Below are 23995 nucleotides of genomic sequence, written 5' to 3' on the forward strand. Positions count from 1 at the left end.
GTCCGTCAATGGGTAGCCTGTGCAGAGTGATCAACATTTCGGCGGAACAGGGGCTCTTCAGCACCCCGGTGGAGATTCGGGTGGCCGCGTCGGTCACACAGCTGCCCATTGTGCGCGGGCTCGCCGAAACCCTGGTGCTACTCAGCGATTTCACCCTGGACGAGGTGGCCGACATCCGGTTGGCCGTCGACGAGGTCTGCTCGACGCTCATCGCGCTCGCCGCGCCCGGCACCAGCCTGGACTGCAAGTTCACCATCGGCGAGACCGAATTGGTGGTGCGGGTCACCGGCATCGCGGCGGCCGAGGGACTCCCCGATCAGCGCAGTTTCGGCTGGCACGTGCTGCGCACCCTGACCGACACGGTGGAGGCCACGCAGGACGCCTTCGACGCCGCGGCATCCGGATATCCGACAGCGGTCGAGTTCCGTCGGGTCCGGGGGAAGGCGTAGTGGCGGACGAGGACGCCGTGTTCGACCCCCGGCGCGCGAAGGCACCCGCCGACGCCACCGAGCACGCCGTCACCGTGGCGGAGGAGGACGCCGAACTCGTCGCCGAAGCGCGCAAATCCTCCGGATACGACGATGTCGGCGCGCTGTTCGAGAAACTCTCCGCCCGTGAGCCCGGCACCCCCGAGCACGCGGCGGTGCGCGACGAGCTGATCAGCCGCTGCATCCCGCTGGCCGACCACATCGCCCGCAAGTTCAGCGGCCGCGGCGAACCGTTCGACGATCTGACGCAGGTGGCGCGCGTCGGCTTGGTGCACGCGGTGGACCGGTTCGACGTGAGCCGCGGCTCCAACTTCCTGTCCTTCGCGGTGCCGACCATCATGGGTGAGGTCCGCCGCTACTTCCGCGACAACACCTGGGCGATGCGCGTGCCGCGCCGCGTCAAGGAAACGCACCTGCGCATCGGTTCGGCCATCGACACGCTCTCCCAGACCCTCGGCCGCTCCCCCACGGCCAAGGAGATCGCCGCCGAACTCGACGTCGATCCCGACGAGGTGACCCAGGCCGTCATCGCGGGCAACGCCTACCAGCCGAGTTCCATCGACGCGGCCGCGCTGGGCCGCGACACCGACGCGTCGCTGCTGGACACCCTCGGCGAGGAGGAGTCGCAGTTCGACCGGGTGGAGGAATACGTGGCGATCCGTCCGCTGCTGGCGGGGCTGCCCGAGCGCGAGCGGCGGATTCTCACCATGCGGTTCTTCGAATCCATGACCCAGACGCAGATCGCCCAGCAGATGGGGATCTCGCAGATGCACGTGTCCCGGATTCTCGCCAAAACCCTTGCGCGGCTGCGGGAACTGTCCAGTAGGGACTAGACCGCCCGCTCCCGTTGCTTGCGGATCTTCGCGGGTGCGGCGAGCCACCAGGCCGCGTCGATCAGTTCGCGCAGCTGGTCGGGCGCGACCCGGTCCAGGTCGATGAGAATGTACGGGTAGCCGTCGTAGTGGGGTGTGGTGTAGAATGCGGGATCCCCCGAGGCGAGCAGCGCCTCCTTCTCGGCCATCTCGCACTGCAACACCAGCCCGCCCTCGGCCTCCGACCGCAACCGCGCGAACCCCTTCCCGCCCACTTTCAGCGCGGGGCTGCGCCACCAGGTCGACTCCTCGACCGCGGGAAGTTCGGTCGCCATCCCCACCACGTCCTGCCACGTCAAGGTCATGGATTCAGTCTGAGCGCTCGGCCGCGGCCGCGCTTGGACGAATGGAACGACACGCCTCCCGGGCCGGAGCCGTCCGGTCTTCTCGCTATCGCGTGGCGGGGCACTCCGTCGGCAGCGTCCACTCCGAAAGGGCCGCCGAGAGCACCTCGGCGAGCGCCACCGGTTGCTCACGGGCCACGAGGTGGCCGGCATCCTCGATCGTGGTCACCGCGGCGTGCGGCACCGCGCGCAGGAATCGGGCGGTATCCCCGTCCGTGAGCGGTGAGGCACCGCCCGCGCGGATGAGCAGGACGGGCAGGTCCAGCTCCACGGCGGTCGCCCGCAGTCGCGGCAGCTGTGCGAAGATATCGTCGACGATCTCGCGGTATCGGCCGTATCCCCTTGCCTCGCTGAGGAATTCGCGGACCCGGTCGGGGTCGGCATCGGGGACCACATCCACCAGTGCGAGGCCCGCCACCCGGGCTCGCACGGCCGGGTCTCGGAGCGCGGCAATCGTGGCGAGACCGCCCAGCGAAGCGCCGACGAGCACGCAGCCCGCCGGCTCGGCCACCACCATGGCGGCGACATCGCCGGCACACGGCGCGAGCGCACGTGCCGCACCGCCGCTGTCGCCGTGACCGCGCTGATCGTAAGCGACACAACGGAATCCGGCCGCAGTAAGCACATCGATCACCGGCCGCCAGACCGAACGGCGCTCGCCACCCGCGTGGAGCAGCAGAACCGTGGGGCCCGCGCCGGCTTCCTCGCCCCGGAGCATCGCGCCGGGGCGGTCGAGACACCGGTCGCCCATGGGTGGCACCGCCTCTCCTACCTTGACCAATCAAAGCAAAGGGTAGTGCTGATACTTTGAGTGGTCAAGGTAGAGTGCGCCGCGTGACCACTTCGCGAGTGCGGCGCACGCCGGAAGACGCACGGCGTCTCATTCTCGACACCGCCGAACGACTGCTGATCGAGGGCGGCGTGGCCGCCGTCCAGGTCCGGGCCGTCGCGGCCCGAGCCGGTATGACCGACGCGGGGGTGAACCATCACTTCGGCGGTCGCGACCGCCTCCTCGAAGCCTTGCTGCGCCACGGCGGCCGCAAGCTCCGCGCCGGCGTGGCCGCGGTACTGGACTCCTGGCTCGGCCGAGCGACCGACCTCGGCGAACTGGTCGAGACGCTGGCCGCCTTCTACCGGCAGGGCTACGGCGAGTTGGCCGTCGCGCTGCACGCCGCCGGATGGCGCGACGAGGGCGCGGGGATGCTCGACCCGATCGTGGCGGCGATCCACGCGCGCCGCGCCGACCCCGGGGCGACCGTCGAGGACACGCGGCTGGCGGTCGCCGCCCTGCACCAGGCCATCGCCACCGATCCTGTCTACGGCTCGGTGTTCCGCCGCAGCGCGGGGCTCTCCGACGAGACCACATCCGACGCCCAAATCGACTGGTGGACAAACTATCTCAGCAGTGCGCTCGGATTGAAATAGCAGGCTTCATCGAGCCCCTGGTGCTCAGTCCCACCAGAGGCGCCAGACCGGCTGGAGGAGGCGGTGGGCGAGGGCGTCGAGGGTGTCGTGGTCCTGGTAGACGCTGTCGGAGCAGTAGGCGAAGGCTTCCAGGGCGGCGGTGAGGGCCTCGTCGCGGGTGGTGATCGCGCGGCCGGTGCGCAACCACATGGTGCCGAGCTCGAGGGCGACGAGTTCGGTGTCCCAGTGGAACGTCCAGCGGCGCAGGACGGCGGCGTGCGCGCCCGCGTCGATGTCGTGATTGCAGGCGCCGTCCCAGGCCAGGCGGCCGGGCACGTCCCAGGGGTAGCGGACCGGGACGAGGGCGAGCTGGTCGAGCTCGTCGCCGACGATGCTCCACACGTCGGACCAGTCGAATCCGAGGTGGCGGTCGGGGGTCAGGTCGTCCGCGGAGAAGGTGACGCGGTCGTCGCGCGGGATCGGGTCGTCATCGTCTTCCTCGGCCTCGGCCTCGGCGTGCCGGGCGTCGAGTTCGGCGGCGAGCCAGCGCTGCGCGTCCACGTCGGCGAGCGCGGGTGGGCCGGCGAGCGCGCAGGTACTCCAGGTGTAGGAATTGGTCAGGACCGGCCACAATCCGGTGCTCGCGTACCGCTGCCGGAACGTCGTCCACAGGTCGGCGGCCCGATATCCGGGCTCGACCGGCGTGACCCACACCCGCGTACCATCCAGATCCAGATCCGGCTGCGGCGCGAAACGCACCGTGCCGGCGGCACTTTCGACATCGGCGACGAGGACCGCCGGGTCCTCCCCCACCCAAGGCTCCACCGGCTCCCACGCCCCGATCCGGTCGGGCGCGATGGCCGGAACCTCGAATTCCACTCCCACGGTTGGTATTCCCTCGTTCGGTCCGTCGATGACGCACGGAGCGTACCGGTGCGGTCCGACAGGGAGGTGTCCGTTGCGGCGCCGCCGACCCGACGCGGCACGTCTACCCCTCGACCGGTTTGCGCAAGGCCGCCATGAACATGGCGTCGGTGCCGTGGCGGTGCGGCCACAGTTGGGCGCCGGGGCCGTCGCCGATATCGGTGACGCCCGGTAGGAGGGGGCGGGTGTCGAGTTCGACGGCGCCGGTGCGGCGGACGTGGTCGGCGACGACGGCGACGGTCTCGGCCAGGTGCGGGGAGCACGTGGAGTAGACGACGACACCGCCCGGACGCACCAGATCCCATGCGGCAGCAAGCAATTCGCGTTGCAGGGCGACGAGCTCACGGACGTCGGCGGGAGTGCGGCGCCAGCGCGATTCGGGGCGGCGGCGCAGCGCGCCGAGTCCGGTGCACGGCGCGTCGACCAGCACGCGGTCGTAGCCGGGGGTGAGCCCGCTCGTGCGGCCGTCGACCACGTGCACCTCGACCGGCAGGTCGCGGGTGGCCTTGCGGACCAGTTCGGCGCGGTGCTCGGCCGGTTCCACCGCGTCCACGTGGAAGCGGTCGATGGCGGCGAGCGCGCCGAGCAGCGCGGCCTTGCCGCCGGGGCCCGCGCACAGATCGAGCCAGCGGCCGCCGTCGGGGCCGACGAGTTCGGCGCGGCTGAGGCTCAGCGCGACCAGCTGACTGCCCTCGTCCTGCACGGCCGCCATGCCCTCGCGCACGGGCTCGAGCTTGCCGGGATCGCCGCCCTCCAGGTACACCGCGTAGGGCGACCAGCGCCCTTCTTCGCCGCCGGTGACCAGGGCCAGTTCTTCGGCGGTGATTTCGCCGGGCCGCGCGACCAGGTGCACGATCGGGCGTTCGTCGTCGGCGGCGAGCAGGTCGCGCAGTTCGCCCGCGTGCGCGCCGAGCGCGTCGGCGAAGGCCTGGGCGATCCAGGTGGGGTGCGCGTACTCGAACGCGAGCCGACCCACCGGATCGGCAGGCGCCAGCGCCTCGACCCACTCCTCGGCGGTGCGCTCGCCCGCCCGGCGCAGCACGGCGTTCACGAATCCCGAACGGCCCTGGCCGAATTCGGCCCTGGCGAGTTCGACGGAGGTGTCCACGGCCGCGTGCGCGCCGATCCGGGTGCGCAGCAGCTGGTAGCCGCCCAGGCGCAGGATGTCGAGCAGCGGGCCGTCGATCTCGGCGACCGGCCTGCCCGCGCATTCGGCGATCACCGCGTCCAGCAGCCCCTGGGTGCGGCACGCGCCGTAGGTGAGTTCCGTGGCGAGCGCGGCGTCGCGTCCGTCGATGCGGCGCTCGCGCAGAAGTGCGGGCAGCACGAGGTTGGCGTACGCGTCGCGCTCGCGGACGGCGCGCAGGACTTCGAGCGCCGCCTCACGCGGCGGATCGACTCGGTCGGCACCGCGCCGACCGGAACCCCGATCACCTTCAGCCGCACCACGTTTCGGACCGGATGAACGATCGTTTCCTCGGGCGGACTTCCCGCCGCGGAACGACTCGGCGTCACCGGAGCGGCGATCCGCGGACTCCGCCCCGCTCCGACCGCGTGCCGAACCAGTGCGTGCGGACTCACCGCGATCACTCCGCGCACTGGAGCCTCCACCGAACTTCCCCCCGCGAGAATCGGTTCCACTCCCCGACCGGCCACCTTCCCGCCGACCGGGCCGGCCGTCTCCGAATCCCCCACTCCGGGAACGGGAGTCGCCCGATCGGCGCGAATCCGACTCCCAGCCGGACCGTCCCGCGTCACGCCCACCGGACCATGCCGCACCACGTCCGCTCGACCGTGCGTCGTCCCGACCGCCGGATCGTCCCTCGTCACGACCGCCGAACCGCTCGTCACCACGCCCACTCGACCACCCGGCCGACCGTGCGTCCCCTTGTCCACCGGTTCGCTGCGCACCACGCCCACCGAACCGCCCCGCATCGGAGTCGCGACTCCCGCGCGACCCCCACCGCTCACCCTGCGGCTTCTTCCGTTGTGCCCCAGCATCTTCCCCGCCGGATTTCCCACCCGGCTTGCCCCGATCCTTCCGCGATTCGCTCTCGCGAGCGGCCCGCTTGGCCCATCCGCCGTCGACGTCCCGCTCGCTCATACCCGCACCTCACCAACCATTCGGCGTCCGCGCGCCCCTCGGCGCACCGTCGACGCAACGCTCACAACCCCCACCGCACTTCGCCGCGACGCACCCGGTCGCGACCAGGAACGCCGGACGGAGCGTCCGGCGCCACGACAGCATCCCGCACTCATCCGACCACCGCGCCCGGCGCGAGCCGGGCGCCGCGGGCCCAATCGAGCGCGGCCATCATCCGCTTCCCCTGCGGCTGCACCTGATTCAGGCGCACCGCGGTGGTCGCGGTACCGACGTACACGCCGGTCTTGCGCACCTCGATGGCGCGTTCGGGCAGCGATTCCTCGACCATCTCCACCGGCCCGATCTTGAGGCGGGTGCCGTCGACCTCGGTCCACGCGCCGGGCGCGGGGGTGACGGCGCGCACGCGCCTGCTGATGGCGAGCGCGGGCTGATCCCAGCGGATGTGCGCGTCCTCGGCGGTCACCTTGTGCGCGTAGGAGACACCGTCGGTGGGCTGCGGAACCGCTTGCAGCACACCGTCTTCGATGCCGTCCATGGTCGACGCCAGCAGGCGCGCACCGGTTTCGGCGAGCCGCGCCAGCAGTTCACCCGCGGTGTCGGCGACCGATATCCGCTCGGTGACCACCCCGAACACCGGCCCGGTATCGAGCCCTTCCTCGATGAGAAACGTGGACGCGCCCGTGATCTCGTCCCCCGCGTCGATCGCCGCCTGCACCGGCGCCGCACCGCGCCAGGCGGGCAGCAGCGAGAAGTGCAGGTTGACCCACCCGTGGCGCGGCACGTCGAGCGCCGCGCGCGGCAGCAGCGCGCCGTAGGCGACGACAGGACAGCAGTCCGGCGCGAAATCGGCCAGCTGCGCGAGGAATTCGGGTTCGGACGGTTTGCGCGGCGTGAGCACCGGGATGCCGTGCTCGTCGGCGAGCAGTGCCACCGGCGACCGGCTCACCTTGCGCCCGCGCCCCGCGACGGCGTCGGGACGGGTGACGACCGCGACCACCTCGTGGCGCGCCGACTCGATCAGCGCGCGCAGCGACGGCACGGCCGGTTCGGGCGTACCCGCGAAGACGAGGCGCATCAGCGGCTCCGCCCGAACGGCCCCGGCTGGCCCGAGCCGCGCGATTCGCGCACCGTGATGCCCGCGGTGAACCAGTCCGAGGTGCGGATGGTGCGCATCGCCTCCTTGCGCGACGCCGGGTCGAGCCGGTCGATGAACAGCACCCCGTCGAGGTGGTCGGTCTCGTGCTGCACGCAGCGCGCGAGCAGCCCTTCGGCCGCGAATTCCACGGGCGCGCCGTGCATGTCGACGCCCGAGGCGCGCACCCGCAGCGCCCGGCGCGTGTCGTAGTGCACGCCGGGGATGGACAGGCACCCCTCGGTCCCGACCTGTTCCTCGTCGCCCACCACGGTGTAGACCGGGTTCACCAGGTGCCCGGCCGCGTCACCGGTGTCGTAGACGAACACCCGCAACCCCACACCGATCTGCGGGGCGGCCATCCCGACCCCGCCGTCGTCGTGCATGGTGTCGACGAGGTCGGCGACCAGCTGGCGCAGCTCACGATCGAATTCGGTGACCTCCGCGGCGCGGGCGCGCAGAATCGGATCGCCGAACAGGCGAACTGGCTGAATGGTCACGGCGGCTCCCCGGGGGCGAACGGAATCACGGTCGACTCATTCTAGTGAGCGACCCCGGTCACCCCCGCACCGCGCGCGACCCCTCAGGAATTGCCCGCGATGATCACCTGCGGAATACCGGTCCCGAGCGGCACCGCCGCGCACACCGGCGCGGGCGCGTGCTCGGGATCGAGCACCTGCCGCAGCAGTTGCTGCACGAACGGGTCGTACACCATGTGGAAGTGGCCGGTCAGGTTTCCGGGGCACAGGTCCTGCACGGTGAGGTTCTCCGCACCCGGCCCGCGCAACGGAATATTGGCGAACGGCTGGATCATCTCGTCCACCCGACTGCCGATCGTCACGTAGCGCACGCCGGGCACGGTGTCGCCGCCCGCGTTGAGCTCGGTCATGATCGGCGACCCCTGCGCCTGCTGCACCGCCGCGAGCGAGGTGACGCGGGCGAAGACCTCGAGCGCGCCCGGGATCGCCTGCGCGACGGGCACCAGCCCGTACATGACCCCGCCGTAGCTGGGCGAGGCCAGGCCGACCCAGGTGCCCACCTTCGGGGCGCCGCCCATCTTGTTGACGTAGAGCCGGGTCACGTTCGCGCCCTGCGAGAATCCGACGAGGTCCACCTGTTCTGCGCCGGTCTCGGCCAGCACTCGATCGACGAACCAGCCGATCTGGCGGGCGCTGTCGCGCAGGTCCTCGGTGCCGTAGGTGTCGGCGCCGGGCGCGCCGCCGTAGTTGAGCGCGAAGACGCAGAACCCGGCCGCCGCGAGTTGCGGGCCGATCGCCGACCAGTCGGAGTAGGCGGTCGAATCGGTGCCGTGCGCGAGCACGACGGGCCGGGGGTGCGCCGCGCTCGGGCGGCAGCCGAAATCGTTGGTGCCCACCGGGGCCGCGTCGCGGTGGGTCTTCAGATACTGTGCGGCGGCGAGATGGTCGGGCTGCGGCGGCGCCGTGTGGGTCGGCACGGCGGGCGGACGGATCGGCTCCGCTTCGGCGACCTCTGCGGGCTCCGCGCCGGCGGGACCCCCACCGCCGGCGAGCGAACCGACCACGACTCCCGCGACCAGCGCGAATGCCGCGACGAGCCGCAGCATTCGTGAAATTCCCCAACCCCACGCACCAGATGGCTGTTCCATCTCACAATCATGGCCTGAGATGGCTCAAATGCGCACTCCCCCGGAGGGTTTCGTGATGGTTACTTTTGGGTGGCGGAGTCGTCCTCGGCGAGGATCCGGTACAGCGCGCGCCGCGCGTCGGTGAGCACCTCGGCCGCCTTGGCCGCCTGCTCGGGGGTGCCGACCGCGGCCACCTGGGCGACGGCGCCCATCAGCTGGCCGGCCAGTTCGCGCAGGTCGATGGCCTGCGTGCCGACGTCCTCCTTGACCTGGGCCCACGGGTCACCGAGTTCTTCGCGGTGTTCCTCGACGTAGGCGGTGCCCGTGTCGGTGAGCTTCGCCGTCTTGCGGCCGGCGACCTTCTCGATGAGCACCAGTCCCTCGTCCTCGAGCTGCGCGAGCGCCGGGTAGATCGAGCCGGGGCTGGGGCGCCAGATGTCGTCGCTGCGCTCGCGGATCTGCTGGATGAGTTCGTAGCCGTGCATCGGGCGTTCGGTGAGTAGCAGCAGGACGGCGGCGCGCACGTCACCGCGCCTGCCGCGGCCGCCGCGGCCACGGCCGCGGCCGAAGGGCGGTCCGCCGAATCCCGGACCGAAACCGGGGCCGAACCCCGGCCCGAACTCGGGGCCGAATCCGTGCCGCCCGCCGCGGCGGTGTTCCTGGCCCCGCACGGGACCGTGCTCGGGGTCGAAACCACCCCAGCGGCCGCCGCGCCGCGCGAACTCGCGATGCCTGTGTTCCTTGTTCTCCATGATGAGCCTCCTCGGGCTTGGATGTTCTTAGTTGTTATCGACGATATATCGACAATGCATCCAACGCAAGCAGTCCCCGTCACATTCCCGCCCCGGAAACACGAAGGGCGCGTCCGCGCATCGTTCGATGCCCGGACGCGCCCGCTGCCGGTTCGCTACATCGCCTCGATCCACCCGACCAGTCGGCGCCCCTCCGCGACCATCAGTTCCGGATCGCGAAAAGTGTTGGTGAGCATGGCGATTCCCTGATAGGCCGCGATGAGCGCGACCGCGAGTTCGCGCGCGTCGGCGCGGCCGGGCACGGCGAACTGCCGCTGCGCCCAGTCGATCAGCACCCCCATCACCTCGGCCGCGCGGCCGTCGAGGGGGTCGTCGCGCTTGTGCAGTTCGGCGGTGAGCGAACCGAACGGGCAGCCGTGGCGGGCCGCCATCTCGCGCTCCCCCACCCAGCCCTCGACGAGCGCGATCAACCGTTCGCGGGGCGTCGGCAGCGCGTCGAGCGAGGCGAGGAGTTCGCCCAGCCCGCGCGCGTGCACGCCGATCGCGGCCTCGATCAGCTGATCCTTGGTCTTGAACTAGTAGTAGACGTTGCCGACGGGCACGTCGGCCACCTTGGCGATGTCGGCGATCGAGGTCTTCTCCACGCCCCGCTCGTAGAAACGCGGACCGCGGCGTCGGCGAGCCGTTCCCACTCGGCGCTGGCCGCCGCTCTCGGCGAACCGATCCGCTTCGTGGAGCAGACGCGCGCGGAGGCGAAAGCGCAGTTGCTCGCGGTCATGCCGGAACCCGTCGCCGAGACCACCCTCGACATCCTCGGGGCGCCGACCGAGGACGAACGCCGGGTCAGCCCGGACATCGCGAACGTCCTCGGACGGGCCGCGCGGCCCTTCGAGGAGTGGGCGCACGCGCACATCGCCGCCTTCGGCTGAGGGCCGGCCGGTGCTGTGCTGGCATGCCATGACCCGATATCGGTACCCGCGCAATGGGATTCGTCCGGATTCGAACCACCGAGTGCGGTACCGAAGCAGCCTCGTCGGTAGCGCCGGTGTTCCGGATTCCCCCGCCGCCGACGTGAACTGGGCGACCGTCGGCAGCGAGCCGCTATCGGGTGGGAAGTCGAGCACCCGCTGGGGCAGGAAGGCTGTCGGACGTCGGGCGATGTCGGCCTGGTGCAGCAGGCCAGTGGTCCGCCCATGCCCGGCTGGCTGCGCAAGCACAGCGAGCCGATCGGTCGTCGCCGGCTGTCGGCCCGCTCGCATCCGCGGCGGCTGCGGCGGTCGCGCCCGCTGCGGCTGCCGTGGCGCGGGTCGTTTTCCCGCTCAGCCGATGTCGACCGGGTCGATCTGGACGCGGAGGGGGGCGTCGGTGCGGTGGGTGCTGCGCACGGCTTGCGCGGCGGTGAGGGAGCGGGCGAGGGCTTGGCCGTCGCGGCGGGGGACGCGCAGGATCATGCGTTCGACCTCGGCGGGTGAATCGCCGGCGAACGGTTTGCGGGCGCCCGGGGGAAGTGGGACCGGGCCGAGCACTTGGGCGGTATCGGGAAGCTTTGCGGCGGCCAGCAATTCGGTGATCGCGTCGGAGGCCCCGTCGACGGCGGCCATGCGGACCGCGGGCGGGAAGCCGACTTCGGCGCGCGCCTCCACTTCGGCGCGGGCGTGGCCGATCGGATCCCAGCGGACCAGCGCCTGCACCGTCGGCAAGGACGGTTCGGCCATCACGATGACGCGGCCGTGCGCGCGGACCAGGGCGGCGGCGGCCATCCAGCGGCGCAGCGCGTCCTCGCTCGCGCGCAAGTCGGCACGGCCGAGCAGCGCCCACCCGTCCAGCAGCAGCGCCACGCCGTAGCCGCCGCGCACGATCGGTTCCGCCCCGACGGTCGCCACCACCACCTGCGGGCCGGGCTCCACCGAATCGAGGACCGCTCCCCCACCGGACCCGCGGATCGGCACGCCGGGAAACGCGCGGCCCAGTTCCTCGGCGGTGCGCGCCGCGCCGATCACGACGGCGCGCAGCGCGCGGGACCCGCACGTCGCGCACCGGAACGCGGGTTCGGTGATGCCGCACCACCGGCAGCTCGGGCTGTGCGCCTCGTTGTCGCCGGGGCGTTCGACGGGTAGTGCCAGCGGCCCGTTGCAGCGGCGGCAGCGCGCGGGCGTGCGGCATTTCGCGCAGGCCAGCGCTGGGACGTAACCGCGACGCGGCACCTGAACCAGCACGGACGCGCCCTCTTTCAGCGCCGCACGAGCCGCTTCGAAGGCGACGCCCGGGATGCGCACCGCCCGCGCGACCGGATCGCGCGCCAGCGCGTGGTCGCTGTCGCCGGGCGCGCTGATGCGGGGGGCCGCCGCGCGCAGCACCGCACGGTCGGCGACGAGGTCGTGCGCCCAGCCCGAGTCGACCACCGCCTGGATCTCGGCGGTGCGGGCGAATCCGGCCGCCACGAACGCGGCGCCGGTCTCGTGGGCGCGCAGCATGGCGACCTCCCGCGCGTGCGGGTAGGGGGCGCGGGGTTCGGCGTAGGTGTCGTCGCCGTCGTCCCAGAGGACGAGCAGGCCCAGATCGTGGGCGGGCGCGAACACCGCGCTGCGGGTGCCGACCACCACCCGCGCCGTCCCCCGCAGCACCGCGAGCCAGCGCCGGTACCGGGCGGCGGGCCCCAACCCGGCGGCCAGACCGACGGCCGAATCCCCCACCAGCCGAGTGCATTCCGCCAGCACGCGGTCGAGATCGCGCTGATCGGGCACCATCAGGATCGCGCTGCGCCCGGCCGCGACCACCGTCGCCGCCAGCTCCGCCAACCGCCGCGCCCAATCCTCCCCGGGCAATGCCTGCCACGCCGCCCGCACCCCCTTCCCCTGCCGCAGGGCCGAGAGGAACGCACTCCCGTGCACGTATCGCTCCCAGGGCGCCGGATCGAATGGGAGATCGGTCTCACCCGAGGACCCGGCCTCCCCTCCCGAGCTGGAATCGCCTGCGCCCTCGTCGTTTACGTCATCGGCCGAGCCGGACGCCGACCGGCGCGGCTCGCTCGCTTCGGCCTCGCTTCCCCCGGACTCGGTCTCGTCCCCGGCGGCCTGATCACTCCGACGCGACGCGTCCACCTGGCCGTCACTCGCACCGCGGCCGATGACTCCGTCCGCAGATTCGGGGTCGCCCACCGCCACTGCCTGGTCCCGACCGGTCGAACTCGGGGAACCGGCCGGGGCCGTTCGGCTGCCAGAGGGCGGCGTACCGGTCTCCGCCTCGATCGCGCCTCCACTGGACTCACCCCCGCCGGGCGTCGCGGACTCGAACTCCGGCACCTGGCCACCAGATGCGTCGAACGACCCGCCACCGGTCACATCCACGCCGAGGGGCTCGACCCGTTCGACACGGTTGTCCGCGAGAACCGCTGGATCACCATCCCCAGCAGCGGAATCGGAACCCCCTGCCGCCGTTGTTGTTTCACCACCCTTCTTCCCCCCGTTCTCCGTCCGCGCGTGACGGGGTGGGATCGCCAGGCGAAGAACATCAGCGCGGGTGCCCGCGTACCGGGCGGCCACGGCCGTGACGAGATCCAGCACCTCGGGGGTGAGCACCCGTTCGGCCGACACCACCCGATCCAGTTCGGCCAGTTTCCCGCTGTGGTCGCTGCGTTCGAGCCGCGCCAGCAGGTACCCGTCGACCAACCGCCCCGAGAACCGCACGCGCACGCGCACACCGGGCTGGGCGATCTCGTCCAACGCCGGGGGCACGAGGTAGTCGAAGTCGCGGTCGAGGTGGGCCGGCGTCAACAAGGGGAGCACCCGGGCTACCGGGCGCTCCGCTGTCGTCGTCTCGCTCGAGGCCACGGACCCATCTTCCGTGGCGGTGGCGGGAGTATCCGCCCCGGGTCGGCTCACTCCCGCCCCGGCCGGACTACAGTCCGGCGGCCGCGCGCAACTTCTCGGCGCGGTCGGTGCGCTCCCACGGCAGGTCGATGTCGGTGCGGCCGAAGTGGCCGTACGCGGCGGTCGGCGCGTAGATGGGACGCAACAGGTCCAGGTCGCGGATGATCGCGCCGGGACGCAGGTCGAACACCTCGGTGATGGCCGAGGAGATGCGGGCCGGGTCCACCTTCTCGGTGCCGAAGGTCTCCACGAACAGGCCGACCGGGGCCGCCTTGCCGATGGCGTAGGCGACCTGCACCTCGACGCGGTCCGACAGGCCGGCCGCGACCACGTTCTTGGCGACCCAGCGCATGGCGTAGGCGGCGGAGCGGTCCACCTTCGACGGGTCCTTGCCGGAGAAGGCGCCGCCGCCGTGGCGGGCCATGCCGCCGTAGGTGTCGACGATGATCTTGCGGCCGGTGAGGCCCGCGTCGCCCATCGGGCCGCCGAGCACGAACTTGCCGGTGGGGTTGACCAGCAGGCGGATGTCGGAGGTGTCCAGCGTGGGCAGGTTCAGCTCGCCGACCACGGCCTCCACGACCTTCTCGCGGATGTCGGGGGCCAGCAGGTTGTCCAGGTCGATATCGGCGGCGTGCTGGGTGGAGACGACCACCGTGTCCAGCCGCACCGGGCGGTCGCCCTCGTATTCGATGGTGACCTGGGTCTTGCCGTCCGGGCGCAGGTAGGGCAGCACGCCGGTCTTGCGCACCTCGGTGAGGCGGCGCGAGAGGCGGTGCGCCAGCGCGATCGGCAGCGGCATGAGCTCGGGGGTGTCGGTGGTGGCGTAGCCGAACATCAGGCCCTGGTCGCCCGCGCCCTGCTTGGCGATCTCGTCGTCCTCGCCGCCGACGCGCGCCTCGTGCGAGGTGTCCACGCCCTGGGCGATATCGGGCGACTGGGCGCCGATCGCGATGTTCACACCGCAGGAGTTGCCGTCGAAACCCTTTGCGGACGAGTCGTATCCGATCTCGAGCACCTTCTCGCGGACGATGCGCGGGATGTCGGCGTAGGCGGAGGTGGTCACCTCACCGGCGACGTGCACCTGTCCGGTGGTGACCAGGGTCTCCACCGCGACCCGGCTGCGCGGGTCCTCCGTCAGCAACGCGTCGAGGATGGAATCGCTGATGGCGTCACAGATCTTGTCCGGATGACCCTCGGTCACGGACTCACTGGTGAATAGGCGGCTGCCAGTCGTGCGCACAGTTGTTCCCTCTCCCTCAACGGGTTTCTCGTATCGGATGGCCACAGCGACAGTAACGCCATGTCGCGGTCGCGCAACCCTTCATCTCAGACTATTCCAAACGCTGGACGCGGCGCGGCCGCTGCTCCCCGCCGCCCAGCCTATCCCGGCGGATGGCCGCGGTGGCGCGGTTCGGCGCATCGTGTCGGACGCGCCGATGATCCGGCGTCGCAACGCAATTCACCGGGCGGGCACGCTACCGGTCGCGCAGCAGCGGGCCGAGCGCGTCGAGCACCCGGCTGGCCAGCAGGGCCTTCGACCCGTGGTCGAGGGCCTGTTCGGTGCCGTCGGCGCCGAGCAGCCAGCCGTCGTTGGTGTCCACCTCGAACGCCTTGCCCTCGCCGACCGCGTTCACGACCAGCAGATCGCAGCCCTTGCGGGCCAGTTTGGCGCGGGCGTGGGTGAGCACGTCGCCGTGCTCGTCCCCGGTCTCGGCGGCGAAACCGACGATCGCGGTGCCGGTGAGCTGCCCGTCGCGTCGCGCCTGCACCAACCCGGCCAGGATGTCGGGGTTCTTGGTGAGCGCGATGGAGTCGGGCTCACCGGCGCCCTTCTTGATCTTGGTGGCGGCCATGGTGGAGGGCCGGAAATCGGCGACGGCCGCGGCCATGATCACCGCGTCGGCGCCGACGGCGTGCTTCTCGACGGCGGTCTCGAGCTGTTCGGCGGTGGTGATGTGCACCAGGTCGACGGCGGCGGGCGCGGCCATCTCGATGGTGTTGCCCGCGATCAGCGTGACCTGCGCGCCGCGCTGGGCGGCGACCCTGGCCAGCGCGTACCCCTGCTTGCCGGAGCTGCGATTGCCGAGGAAGCGCACCGGATCCAGCGGTTCCCGCGTGCCGCCCGCCGTGATCACCAGGCGGCGGCCCTCGAGATCGCGCGGGATGGCGTCGGCGCGTTCGAGCAGCAGCGAGGCCAGACCGAAGATCTCCTCGGGCTCGGGCAGCCGGCCGGGGCCGGTGTCGGTGCCGGTGAGGCGGCCGTGCGCGGGTTCCATGACGGTCGCGCCGTGCGCGCGCAGCGTCTCGACGTTCGCGACGGTGGCGGGGTGCTCCCACATCTCGGTGTGCATCGCGGGCGCGAACAGTACGGGACATCGCGCCGTCAGCAGGGTGGCGGTGAGCAGGTCGTCGGCGCGGCCCTGCGCGGTGCGGGCCATCAGGTCGGCGGTGGCCGGGGCGATGACCACCAGATCGGCTTCCTGCCCCAGCCGCACGTGCGGCACCTCCGGCACATCGGTGAAGACGTCGGTGTGCACGGGATTGCCGGACAGCGCCTCGAAGGTGGCCTTGCCGACGAACTCCAGCGCCGAGGCCGTCGGGATGACCCGGACGTGGTGCCCGGTCTCGGTGAAACGCCGCACGAGAGCGCAGGCCTTGTAGGCGGCGATCCCGCCGCCCACGCCGACGACGATGCGAGTGGTCACTGCGCCTCCGTGTGGGGCTGGTCCCCGCGCACGGGGGGAGTTCTGGGGTGCGGCTTCACGCGACGGGCACGCCGTGCGGCGTTATTCGCCTTCGGAGTGCTCGAGCAGATCGGAGTGGATCTCGCGCATGGCCACCGACAGCGGCTTCTCCTGCAGGCCCGGCTCGACCAGCGGGCCGACGTACTCGAGGATGCCGTCGCCGAGCTGGTTGTAGTAGTCGTTGATCTGGCGCGCCCGCTTGGCCGCGTAGATGACCAGCGCGTACTTGGACGACGTGCGCTCGAGCAGCTCGTCGATCGGCGGGTTGGTGAGGCCGATCGGGGTGTCGTACGCGGGCGCGGTCTGGGTGTCGCTCACTGGTGAGGCTCCTGCGGGTTGTCGTGGAAGGATCGGCGGATCGGGGCCGCCGCGGCGCGAGCGGAGCCCCGGCCTGCGGGCCGGGCCTCCACGATACGGCGGCTACCTCGAATTTGTGCTAACGAACAACGATACCAACTGCTCGCAGGCGCTGGTCACCTCGTCGTTCACGATGACGATGTCGAACTCGTCACAGGCCGCCAATTCGACCCGCGCGGTCGCGAGCCTGCGCTCGATGACCTCGGGGGATTCGGTGCCGCGGGACCGGAGCCGGGTGACCAGCTCATCCCAGCTGGGCGGGGCCAGGAAGACCAGGAGGGCCTCCGGGATGGCCCGGCGCACGGACCGCGCGCCCTCGAGGTCGACCTCGACCAGCACGGGCTTGCCCGCGGCCATCGCCGCACGCACCGGTGCGGCGGGGGTGCCCGAACGCTGCAGGCCGCCGTGGATGTCGGCCCATTCGAGCAGTTCGTCCGCCGCGATCATGGCGTCGAACTGCTCACGGGTGACGAACCGGTAGTCGCGGCCGTCGACCTCGCCGGGCCGGGGGGCCCTGGTGGTCGCCGACACGCTGAAGACCAGTTCCGGCAGGCGTTCCCGCACACATCGAACGACCGTGGACTTGCCCACGGCCGAGGGGCCGACCAGTACTACCAGCCGACCCTTCCGCGTGTGTTCGACCACCCTCGTCGTCAGGCGTCGAAGTCGAACCGGGCCAGCAGCGCCTTGCGCTGCCGATCGCCGAGTCCGCGCAGGCGGCGGGTGGGGGCGATCTCCAGCTCGCTCATGATCTCGGCCGCCTTGACCTTGCCGACCTTGGGCAGGGCCTCCAGCAGCGCCGAAACCTTCATCTTGCCGAGGATCTCATCGGTCTCGGCATCGGCGAGGACGCTCTTCAGGTCGGTGCCGCCACGCTTCAAGCGCTCCTTGAGCTCCGCCCGAGCGCGGCGAGCGGCAGCCGCCTTCTCCAAAGCAGCGGCGCGCTGCTCGTCAGTCAGCTGGGGAAGGGCCACGGTTCCTCCGTCTCATCGTTCATTGCATCAATCACCGCCGGTAAACCCGGTGGTCTCAGCGACCGTACCCACGACGCCCGCCGATTGCGAACCCACCCCCCAGGTCAGCGCATGATTCGCCGATGCCGTAAGGGCGGGCGCGCCCGGATGCGCGGCGCGCGGCGCCCCTGCCGGTGATGGTACCGCCGAATTCGGTAAACGCGCTGCTACCAGCGGGTTTTCCGGCCGAATCGGCGTTAGCCGGATAGTTGCGGTGGCGGCTCGCGATCGCCTGGCAACCCCGCGAGCGTCCGACCAGGAACTTTCTGGAAATTTCCCGCGTGTCGCCGCATCTGCCCGCGTGTCGGATCGAACATCTGTGCCCGTTCCCCGGCACGACGACGAGCCCCCGGCGCGGGTGCGCCGGGGGCTGGCGGTGTGGTCGGCACGCGCGCGTCGTCGGGCGCGCGGAGCCGCTGTACGCCCGTCTGCGGGCGCGCGCACCCGAACCCATGTTCGGATGCGTCGGTCGCGCGCACGGGCGGCAGGACCGCGTCCACCGGTGGCTTCGGGCACCGCCACGGCGGGCGAACCTCGAGCGGTCGCGTGCAGAGGGACGATCGCGAATCGTTTCAGTGACGCAGGAAGGCGAAATCCTCCTGGAGTGCGCTCACCTTGGCGCGCAGCGCGGAGACCGACGGCCCCTCGGCCAGCACCTCGCGCGAGACGTTCGGCACGGCCGCGTGGTACGCGGACTCGGGCAGCAGCGCGCGCACCGACGCCGGTCCCCCGCCCTGCGCGCCGACGCCGGGCAGCAGGATCGGCCCGTTCAGCGCGGCGAGGTCGGGGCCCTCGGTGAGGGTGGCGCCGATCACCACACCCACCGACCCGAGGTGCGCGCCCACGTTGTGCGCCGCGGCCTCGTCCACCATCGCCTGCGCGACGGTGCGCCCGTCGGCGGTCGCGGCCCGCTGCACCTGCGCCCCTTCGGGATTCGAGGTGGCCGCGAGCACGAACACGCCGCGGTGGTTGGCGTGCGCCAGCTCCAGAGCCGGTGCGAGCGAACCGAATCCGAGGTACGGCGACACCGTCACCGCGTCCGAGCCCAGCGGGCCGTCACCGAGCCAGCTGTGCGCGTACGCGTCCATCGTGGAGCCGATGTCGCCGCGTTTGGCGTCGGCCAGCACCAGCGTGCCCGAGGCGCGCAGCACCTCGATGGTGCGCTCCAGCACCGCGATTCCGGCCGACCCGTAGGTCTCGAAGAACGCGACCTGCGGCTTCACCAGCGCCACGGTGCCGTCGAAGGCCTCCACGCAGATCTCGGCGAACTGCTCGACGCCCTCGGCGTCGCGCGGCAGGCCCCACGCCTCCAGCAGGCCCGGATGCGGATCGATGCCCACGCACACCGGCCCGAAATGGTGCATCGCGTGCCGCAGCCGCGCCCCGAACGTCTTCATCCGCGGAGGGAGGAGTGCAGTTCCTGCAAAGAGCGCACGCCGATGCCGCCGTTGATGCTGGCCTCGATGCCCTGCACGGCCGCGGCCGCGCCCTGCACCGTGGTGATGCACGGGATGTTCACACCCACCGCGGCGGTGCGGATCTCGTAGCCGTCCACGCGCGGGCCCGAATTGCCGTACGGGGTGTTGAACACCATGTCGACCTCGCCGTCGCGGATCTGCTCCACGATGGTGGGCTCGTCGGCGGGACCGTCCTCGGAGTGCTTGCGCACCCGCTCGCACGGAATGCCGTTGCGGCGCAACATCTCCGCGGTGCCCTCGGTGGCCAGGATGCGGAAGCCCAGGTCGTGCAGGCGCTTGACCGGGAACACCATGGCGCGCTTGTCGCGGTTGGCGATCGAGACGAACACGGTGCCCTCGGTGGGCAGCGAACCGTAGGCCGCGGACTGGCTCTTGGCGAACGCGGTGCCGAAATCGGCGTCGATGCCCATCACCTCGCCGGTGGACTTCATCTCCGGCGAGAGCAGCGAATCCACACCGCTGCCGTCGGCGCGACGGAACCGGTGGAAGGGCAGCACGGCCTCTTTCACCGCGACCGGCGCGTCCAGCGGCACGTGCCCGCCGTCGCCCTCGGCCGGGAGCATGCCCTCCTTGCGCAGCTCGGCGATGGTGGCGCCCAGCATGACCCGCGCGCAGGCCTTCGCCAGCGGCACCGCCGTGGCCTTGGACACGAACGGAACCGTCCGGCTCGCACGGGGATTGGCCTCGAGCACGTAGAGCACGTCGTCCTTGAGCGCGTACTGCACGTTGAGCAGGCCCTTGACGCCGATGCCCTTGGCCAGCGCGATGGTGGAGCGCCGCACGGCCTCGATATCGCTGCGGCCCAGCGTGATCGGGGGCAGCGCGCAGGCCGAGTCGCCGGAGTGGATACCGGCCTCCTCGATGTGTTCCATCACGCCGCCGAGGTAGACCTCTTCGCCGTCGCACAGCGCGTCGACGTCGATCTCGATCGCGTCCTCCAGGAACCGGTCCACCAGCACCGGGTGCTCGGGGTTGAGTTCGGTGGCGCGGGAGATGTAGCCCTCCAGGGACTTCTCGTCGTAGACGATCTCCATGCCGCGCCCGCCGAGCACGTAGGACGGGCGCACCAGCACCGGGTAGCCGATGCCCGCCGCGATCTTCTTGGCCTGCTCGACGGTGGTGGCGGTGCCGTACTTCGGCGCGGGCAGCCCCGCGGCCACCAGCACATCGCCGAATTCGCCGCGGTCCTCGGCCAGGTCGATGGCGGCGGCGCTGGTGCCGACGACGGGCACGCCCGCGTCGGTGAGCCGCTTGGCCAGGCCCAGCGGCGTCTGCCCGCCCAGCTGCACGATGACGCCCGCGACGGTGCCCGACTCGGTTTCGGCGTGATACACCTCGAGCACGTCCTCGAAGGTGAGCGGCTCGAAGTAGAGGCGGTCGGCGGTGTCGTAGTCGGTGGAGACGGTTTCCGGGTTGCAGTTGACCATCACCGTCTCGTACCCGGCCTGCGACAGCGTCTGCGCCGCGTGCACGCACGAGTAGTCGAACTCGATGCCCTGGCCGATGCGGTTCGGGCCGGAGCCGAGGATGATCACCTTCGCGCGCTCGCGCTGCGGCGCCACCTCCGACTCGGCGGCCGGGTCCAGCTCGTAGGCCGAGTAGTGGTAGGGCGTCTTGGCCTCGAATTCGGCGGCGCAGGTGTCGACGGTCTTGAACACCGGGCGGATGCCGAGCCGGTGGCGCAGCGCGCGCACCCCCGACTCGCCGGCCAGCTCGGGCCGCAGCGCGGCGAGCTGACGGTCGGACAGGCCGTAGTGCTTGGCGCGGCGCAGCAGCGGCTCGTCCAGCACGGGCGCGTCCAAGATCTCCCGGCGCAGCTCGACCAGTCCGGCGACCTCGGCCACGAACCACGGATCGACGCCGGAGGCCTCGGCCACCTCCTCGATGCTCGCGCCGAAGCGCAGCGCCCGTTCCACCTGGTAGATGCGTCCCTCGGTGGGGGTGCGCAGGTCCTCGAGGATGCGCTCGATCGCGCCGCGCACATCACCGTCGACCGGCGCCCAGGGCCCGTCCTCGGTGGTCCAGAAACCGGTCGACTTGGTCTCCAGCGAACGCAGCACCTTGCCGAGGGCCTCGGAGAAGTTGCGGCCCAGCGACATCGCCTCGCCCACCGACTTCATGGTGGTGGTCAGCGTGGGGTCGGCGCCGGGGAACTTCTCGAACGCGAAGCGCGGAGCCTTGACCACGACGTAGTCGAGCGTCGGCTCGAAACAGGCGGGCGTCTCCTTGGTGATGTCGTTGACGATCTCGTCGAGGGTGTAGCCGATGGCCAGCTTGGCCGCGATCTTGGCGATCGGGAAACCGGTGGCCTTCGACGCCAGCGCCGAGGACCGCGACACGCGCGGGTTCATCTCGATGACGATCAGGCGACCGTCGCGCGGGTTCACCGCGAACTGGATATTGCAGCCGCCGGTGTCGACGCCGACCTCGCGCAGGATCGCGATGCCCAGATCGCGCAGCTTCTGGTACTCGCGGTCGGTGAGCGTCATGGCGGGCGCGACCGTCATGGAGTCGCCGGTGTGCACGCCCATCGGGTCCACGTTCTCGATCGAGCAGACCACCACGACGTTGTCGCGGCCGTCGCGCATGAGCTCGAGCTCGTATTCCTTCCAGCCGAGGATCGACTCCTCGATGAGGACGTTCGCGGTGGGCGAGGCGGCCAGGCCGCCGCCGGCGATGCGATCGAGATCCTCGTCGTTGTAGGCCATGCCGGAGCCGAGGCCGCCCATCGTGAACGACGGCCGCACGACCACGGGGAAGCCGAGCTCGGCGACCGTGTCGCGGACCTCGTCCATGGTGAAGCAGACCCGCGAGCGGGCGCTCTCGCCGCCGACCTTGGCGACGATGTCCTTGAACTTCTGCCGGTCCTCACCGCGCTGGATGGCATCGAAGTCGGCGCCGATCAGCTCCACGTCGTACTTCTCCAGCACGCCGCGCTCGTGCAGGGCGACCGCGGTGTTCAGCGCGGTCTGCCCGCCGAGGGTGGCCAGGATGGCGTCGGGACGTTCCTTGGCGATGACCTTCTCGACGAACTCCGGGGTGATCGGCTCCACGTAGGTGGAGTCGGCGAACTCGGGGTCGGTCATGATGGTCGCCGGGTTCGAGTTGACCAGCGACACGCGCAGGCCCTCGGACCGCAGCACCCGGCACGCCTGGGTGCCGGAATAGTCGAATTCGCACGCCTGGCCGATGACGATCGGGCCCGAGCCGATCACCAGGATGTGCTTCAGATCCTCGCGGCGAGGCATCAGGCTCCTTCCATGAGACCGGCGAAACGGTCGAACAGGTACGCGGCGTCGTGGGGTCCGGCGGCGGCCTCCGGGTGGTACTGGACGGAGAACGCGCGGCCGTTCACCAGGCGCACGCCCTCGACGGTGCCGTCGTTGGCGCAGACGTGGCTCACCTCGGCCTTGCCGAAGGGGGTGTCGAACTGCTCCCCCGCCTCACCCTCCAGGGCGAAACCGTGGTTCTGGGCGGTGATCGCGACGCGCCCGGTCTCGTGTTCGACGACCGGGATGTTGATGCCGCGGTGGCCGAACTTCATCTTGTAGGTGGAGCGCCCGAACGCCCGGCCCAGGATCTGGTTGCCGAAGCAGATGCCGAACAGCGGCAGCCCCTTCTCCAGCACGCCCTGGGTGAGCGCGACCGCGCCGTTCTGGGTGGCCGGGTCGCCGGGGCCGTTGGAGAGGAACACGCCGTCGGGGTTCAGCTCCAGAACCTGGTCCAGGGTGACGGTGGAGGGCACCACGTGCACCCGCATGCCGCGCTCGGCGAACATGCGCGGGGTGTTGGTCTTGATGCCGAGATCCACCGCGACCACGGTGAACCGGTGCTCGCCCGTGGGCTCGATGGTGTAGAGCGAATCGGTGCTCACCTGTTCGGCCAGGTCGGCGCCCAGCATCGAGGGCTGACCGGTGACCCGGGCCAGCAACTCCTCGGCGTCGGCCAGTGCCGCACCGGAGAAGATGCCCGCCTTCATGGACCCGCGGGTGCGCAGGTGGCGCACCAGCGCGCGGGTGTCCACGCCCGCGATGCCGACGATGTGCTGGCGCTCCAGCGCGTCGGGCAGGGTGGTGGTGGCGCGCCAGTTGGAGGCGCGGCGCGCGGGGTCGCGCACCACGTAGCCGGCGACCCAGATCTTGGCCGACTCGTCGTCCTCGTCGTTCCAGCCGGTGTTGCCGATCTGCGGCGCCGCCGCCACCACGATCTGGCGGTGGTAGCTGGGGTCGGTCAGGGTCTCCTGATACCCGGTCATCGCGGTGCAGAACACCGCCTCACCGAGCGTTTCGCCGACGGCGCCGTACGCCGTGCCGCGGAACACCCGGCCGTCTTCGAGCACCAGCGCAGCCGCCTCGCTCATTTCGTTTCATCTCCCGTCATCGTCCTGGCCCACGCCGGGTACACCGTCTTGTCGTCACCTCGGAAACCGGTATCGATCTCGGTTCCGGTCGGCAGCTTCCAGCGAATTACCAGCACACCATCTTCCGTCATCACCTTGCCCGCGTGGCCCCGTTCGGTCCGCACGGCCGTGATCGATTCCTGCGGAATCCAGATCACCGTGGCGCCGCTGCGCTCGAGCAGGATCCCCCGCTCGAACCGCGTGAGTTCCGCCGTGGCCCGGAAGCCGAGGTCGCCGACCGCGATCCGGTCCTGCCAGCTCGGCGCGATCGTGCTCCCGAGATACAGCCCGGTCGTCGGCTCGAGCACCTGGGCGCCCAGCTCGGCGGGCACCGCGGGCAGTTCCCCGATCCGCTCGGCCTGCCGCGCCGCGCGGTTGCGCCAGCCCCGGTACATCAGCCAGACACCCAGCGCGAACAGCGCGAGCGCCCCGATCACCCACAGCGTTCTTTCCACTTACGGACCTCCTGTGTCCTGCGGGACCCGCACCAGGGGCAGCCGAGCGGTGCA

At 71.3% G+C, this 23995-nt stretch carries 23 protein-coding genes and 1 pseudogene; 4 read left to right on the plus strand and 20 right to left on the minus strand.

The genetic code is table 11. The features are described 5' to 3' along the window. Positions 1 to 26: 26 nt before the first annotated feature. Complete coding sequence (locus tag OHB21_RS32615; RefSeq protein WP_067509595.1) at positions 27 to 449, plus strand: ATP-binding protein; 423 nt, start codon at positions 27 to 29, stop codon at positions 447 to 449. Next, positions 449 to 1321, plus strand: a complete 873-nt coding sequence (locus OHB21_RS32620) for an RNA polymerase sigma factor SigF (RefSeq protein ID WP_084537698.1) — start codon at positions 449 to 451, stop codon at positions 1319 to 1321. Before OHB21_RS32615 ends, OHB21_RS32620 begins: the two co-directional genes overlap by 1 nt. On the opposite strand, the gene OHB21_RS32625 is transcribed toward OHB21_RS32620, so the two are convergent. Continuing rightward, a complete protein-coding gene (locus OHB21_RS32625) occupies positions 1318 to 1665 on the minus strand; it encodes an MmcQ/YjbR family DNA-binding protein (RefSeq protein ID WP_195124472.1) in 348 nt (115 codons plus the stop codon). The genes OHB21_RS32620 and OHB21_RS32625 overlap by 4 nt on opposite strands. Positions 1666 to 1750: 85 nt before the next feature. Next, positions 1751 to 2455, minus strand: coding sequence for an alpha/beta fold hydrolase (locus tag OHB21_RS32630; RefSeq protein ID WP_195124473.1), 705 nt, complete (start codon positions 2453 to 2455; stop codon positions 1751 to 1753). Between the two features lie 83 nt (positions 2456 to 2538). On the opposite strand from OHB21_RS32630, the gene OHB21_RS32635 reads away from it, so the two are divergent. Beyond that, entirely contained in the window at positions 2539 to 3129 is a 591-nt protein-coding gene (locus tag OHB21_RS32635) for a TetR/AcrR family transcriptional regulator (RefSeq protein ID WP_198161748.1), read from the plus strand. A gap of 24 nt (positions 3130 to 3153) precedes the next feature. Here the strand turns inward: OHB21_RS32635 and OHB21_RS32640 are convergent, their stop codons facing one another. The 8 genes and pseudogenes from OHB21_RS32640 to OHB21_RS32675 all read right to left on the minus strand — a co-directional run bounded on the left by OHB21_RS32640 (position 3154) and on the right by OHB21_RS32675 (position 10318). Further along, positions 3154 to 3993, minus strand: coding sequence for a DUF4253 domain-containing protein (locus OHB21_RS32640; protein ID WP_195124474.1), 840 nt, complete (start codon positions 3991 to 3993; stop codon positions 3154 to 3156). A gap of 103 nt (positions 3994 to 4096) precedes the next feature. Beyond that, positions 4097 to 5521 (minus strand): annotated as a pseudogene (locus tag OHB21_RS32645) (RsmB/NOP family class I SAM-dependent RNA methyltransferase); the annotation flags it as partial. 766 nt (positions 5522 to 6287) lie between these two features. Further along, positions 6288 to 7211 (minus strand): methionyl-tRNA formyltransferase, encoded by a 924-nt coding sequence (gene fmt, locus OHB21_RS32650; protein ID WP_195124475.1) that lies wholly within the window; start codon positions 7209 to 7211, stop codon positions 6288 to 6290. Then, positions 7211 to 7768 carry a peptide deformylase gene (gene def / locus OHB21_RS32655; protein WP_067509607.1) on the minus strand — a complete coding sequence of 186 codons (558 nt, stop codon included), beginning with the start codon at positions 7766 to 7768 and terminating at the stop codon, positions 7211 to 7213. Before def ends, fmt begins: the two co-directional genes overlap by 1 nt. A gap of 83 nt (positions 7769 to 7851) precedes the next feature. Beyond that, entirely contained in the window at positions 7852 to 8850 is a 999-nt protein-coding gene (locus OHB21_RS32660) for an esterase/lipase family protein (protein ID WP_067509685.1), read from the minus strand. Positions 8851 to 8954: 104 nt separating this feature from the next. Next, entirely contained in the window at positions 8955 to 9626 is a 672-nt protein-coding gene (locus tag OHB21_RS32665) for a PadR family transcriptional regulator (protein ID WP_067509609.1), read from the minus strand. 155 nt (positions 9627 to 9781) lie between these two features. Then, a complete protein-coding gene (locus OHB21_RS32670; protein WP_084537700.1) occupies positions 9782 to 10162 on the minus strand; it encodes a TetR family transcriptional regulator C-terminal domain-containing protein in 381 nt (126 codons plus the stop codon). Between the two features lie 39 nt (positions 10163 to 10201). Next, entirely contained in the window at positions 10202 to 10318 is a 117-nt protein-coding gene (locus OHB21_RS32675; protein ID WP_228788479.1) for a TetR family transcriptional regulator, read from the minus strand. 39 nt (positions 10319 to 10357) lie between these two features. Between OHB21_RS32675 and OHB21_RS32680 the strand changes: the two genes are divergently transcribed. Continuing rightward, entirely contained in the window at positions 10358 to 10555 is a 198-nt protein-coding gene (locus tag OHB21_RS32680) for a hypothetical protein (RefSeq protein WP_067509611.1), read from the plus strand. A 390-nt stretch (positions 10556 to 10945) separates the two neighbouring features. Here OHB21_RS32680 and OHB21_RS32685 read toward each other — a convergent pair whose 3' ends face one another. From OHB21_RS32685 to OHB21_RS32730, 10 genes are all read right to left on the minus strand, one after another. After that, complete coding sequence (locus OHB21_RS32685) at positions 10946 to 13456, minus strand: primosomal protein N' (protein WP_324191866.1); 2511 nt, start codon at positions 13454 to 13456, stop codon at positions 10946 to 10948. A 67-nt stretch (positions 13457 to 13523) separates the two neighbouring features. Beyond that, a complete protein-coding gene (gene metK, locus OHB21_RS32690; RefSeq protein ID WP_067509613.1) occupies positions 13524 to 14735 on the minus strand; it encodes a methionine adenosyltransferase in 1212 nt (403 codons plus the stop codon). A gap of 235 nt (positions 14736 to 14970) precedes the next feature. Continuing rightward, positions 14971 to 16200 (minus strand): bifunctional phosphopantothenoylcysteine decarboxylase/phosphopantothenate--cysteine ligase CoaBC, encoded by a 1230-nt coding sequence (gene coaBC, locus OHB21_RS32695; protein ID WP_328436202.1) that lies wholly within the window; start codon positions 16198 to 16200, stop codon positions 14971 to 14973. 81 nt (positions 16201 to 16281) lie between these two features. After that, positions 16282 to 16557 (minus strand): DNA-directed RNA polymerase subunit omega, encoded by a 276-nt coding sequence (gene rpoZ / locus OHB21_RS32700; protein WP_067509618.1) that lies wholly within the window; start codon positions 16555 to 16557, stop codon positions 16282 to 16284. Positions 16558 to 16659: 102 nt separating this feature from the next. Further along, the gene (gmk, locus tag OHB21_RS32705) at positions 16660 to 17241 is read right to left on the minus strand and encodes a guanylate kinase (RefSeq protein ID WP_067509620.1); all 582 of its coding nucleotides are present in this window, start codon (positions 17239 to 17241) and stop codon (positions 16660 to 16662) included. Positions 17242 to 17249: 8 nt separating this feature from the next. Next, positions 17250 to 17570, minus strand: a complete 321-nt coding sequence (mihF, locus tag OHB21_RS32710) for an integration host factor, actinobacterial type (protein WP_011210150.1) — start codon at positions 17568 to 17570, stop codon at positions 17250 to 17252. Between the two features lie 611 nt (positions 17571 to 18181). Further along, positions 18182 to 19006: an orotidine-5'-phosphate decarboxylase gene (gene pyrF, locus OHB21_RS32715; protein WP_067509622.1), complete on the minus strand. Its 825-nt coding sequence runs from the start codon at positions 19004 to 19006 to the stop codon at positions 18182 to 18184. After that, positions 19003 to 22335: a carbamoyl-phosphate synthase large subunit gene (gene carB / locus OHB21_RS32720; RefSeq protein WP_067509624.1), complete on the minus strand. Its 3333-nt coding sequence runs from the start codon at positions 22333 to 22335 to the stop codon at positions 19003 to 19005. The genes pyrF and carB overlap by 4 nt, the downstream gene beginning before the upstream one ends. Beyond that, the gene (gene carA, locus OHB21_RS32725; RefSeq protein WP_067509626.1) at positions 22335 to 23447 is read right to left on the minus strand and encodes a glutamine-hydrolyzing carbamoyl-phosphate synthase small subunit; all 1113 of its coding nucleotides are present in this window, start codon (positions 23445 to 23447) and stop codon (positions 22335 to 22337) included. Before carA ends, carB begins: the two co-directional genes overlap by 1 nt. After that, entirely contained in the window at positions 23444 to 23941 is a 498-nt protein-coding gene (locus tag OHB21_RS32730) for a PH-like domain-containing protein (protein ID WP_067509628.1), read from the minus strand. The genes carA and OHB21_RS32730 overlap by 4 nt, the downstream gene beginning before the upstream one ends. Positions 23942 to 23995: the final 54 nt, after the last annotated feature.

Source organism: Nocardia puris, assembly GCF_036051655.1.
GTDB classification, from domain to species: Bacteria; Actinomycetota; Actinomycetes; order Mycobacteriales; family Mycobacteriaceae; genus Nocardia; species Nocardia puris.

Excerpts from the sequence above, each read along its gene's own strand:
- OHB21_RS32625 (WP_195124472.1), bottom strand. The coding sequence starts at position 1,665 with ATGACCTTGACGTGGCAGGACGTGGTGGGGATGGCGACCGAACTTCCC.
- carB (WP_067509624.1), bottom strand. The coding sequence starts at position 22,335 with ATGCCTCGCCGCGAGGATCTGAAGCACATCCTGGTGATCGGCTCGGGC.
- pyrF (WP_067509622.1), bottom strand. The coding sequence starts at position 19,006 with ATGAAGACGTTCGGGGCGCGGCTGCGGCACGCGATGCACCATTTCGGG.
- OHB21_RS32630 (WP_195124473.1), bottom strand. The coding sequence starts at position 2,455 with ATGGGCGACCGGTGTCTCGACCGCCCCGGCGCGATGCTCCGGGGCGAG.
- OHB21_RS32665 (WP_067509609.1), bottom strand. The coding sequence starts at position 9,626 with ATGGAGAACAAGGAACACAGGCATCGCGAGTTCGCGCGGCGCGGCGGC.
- fmt (WP_195124475.1), bottom strand. The coding sequence starts at position 7,211 with ATGCGCCTCGTCTTCGCGGGTACGCCCGAACCGGCCGTGCCGTCGCTG.
- carA (WP_067509626.1), bottom strand. The coding sequence starts at position 23,447 with ATGAGCGAGGCGGCTGCGCTGGTGCTCGAAGACGGCCGGGTGTTCCGC.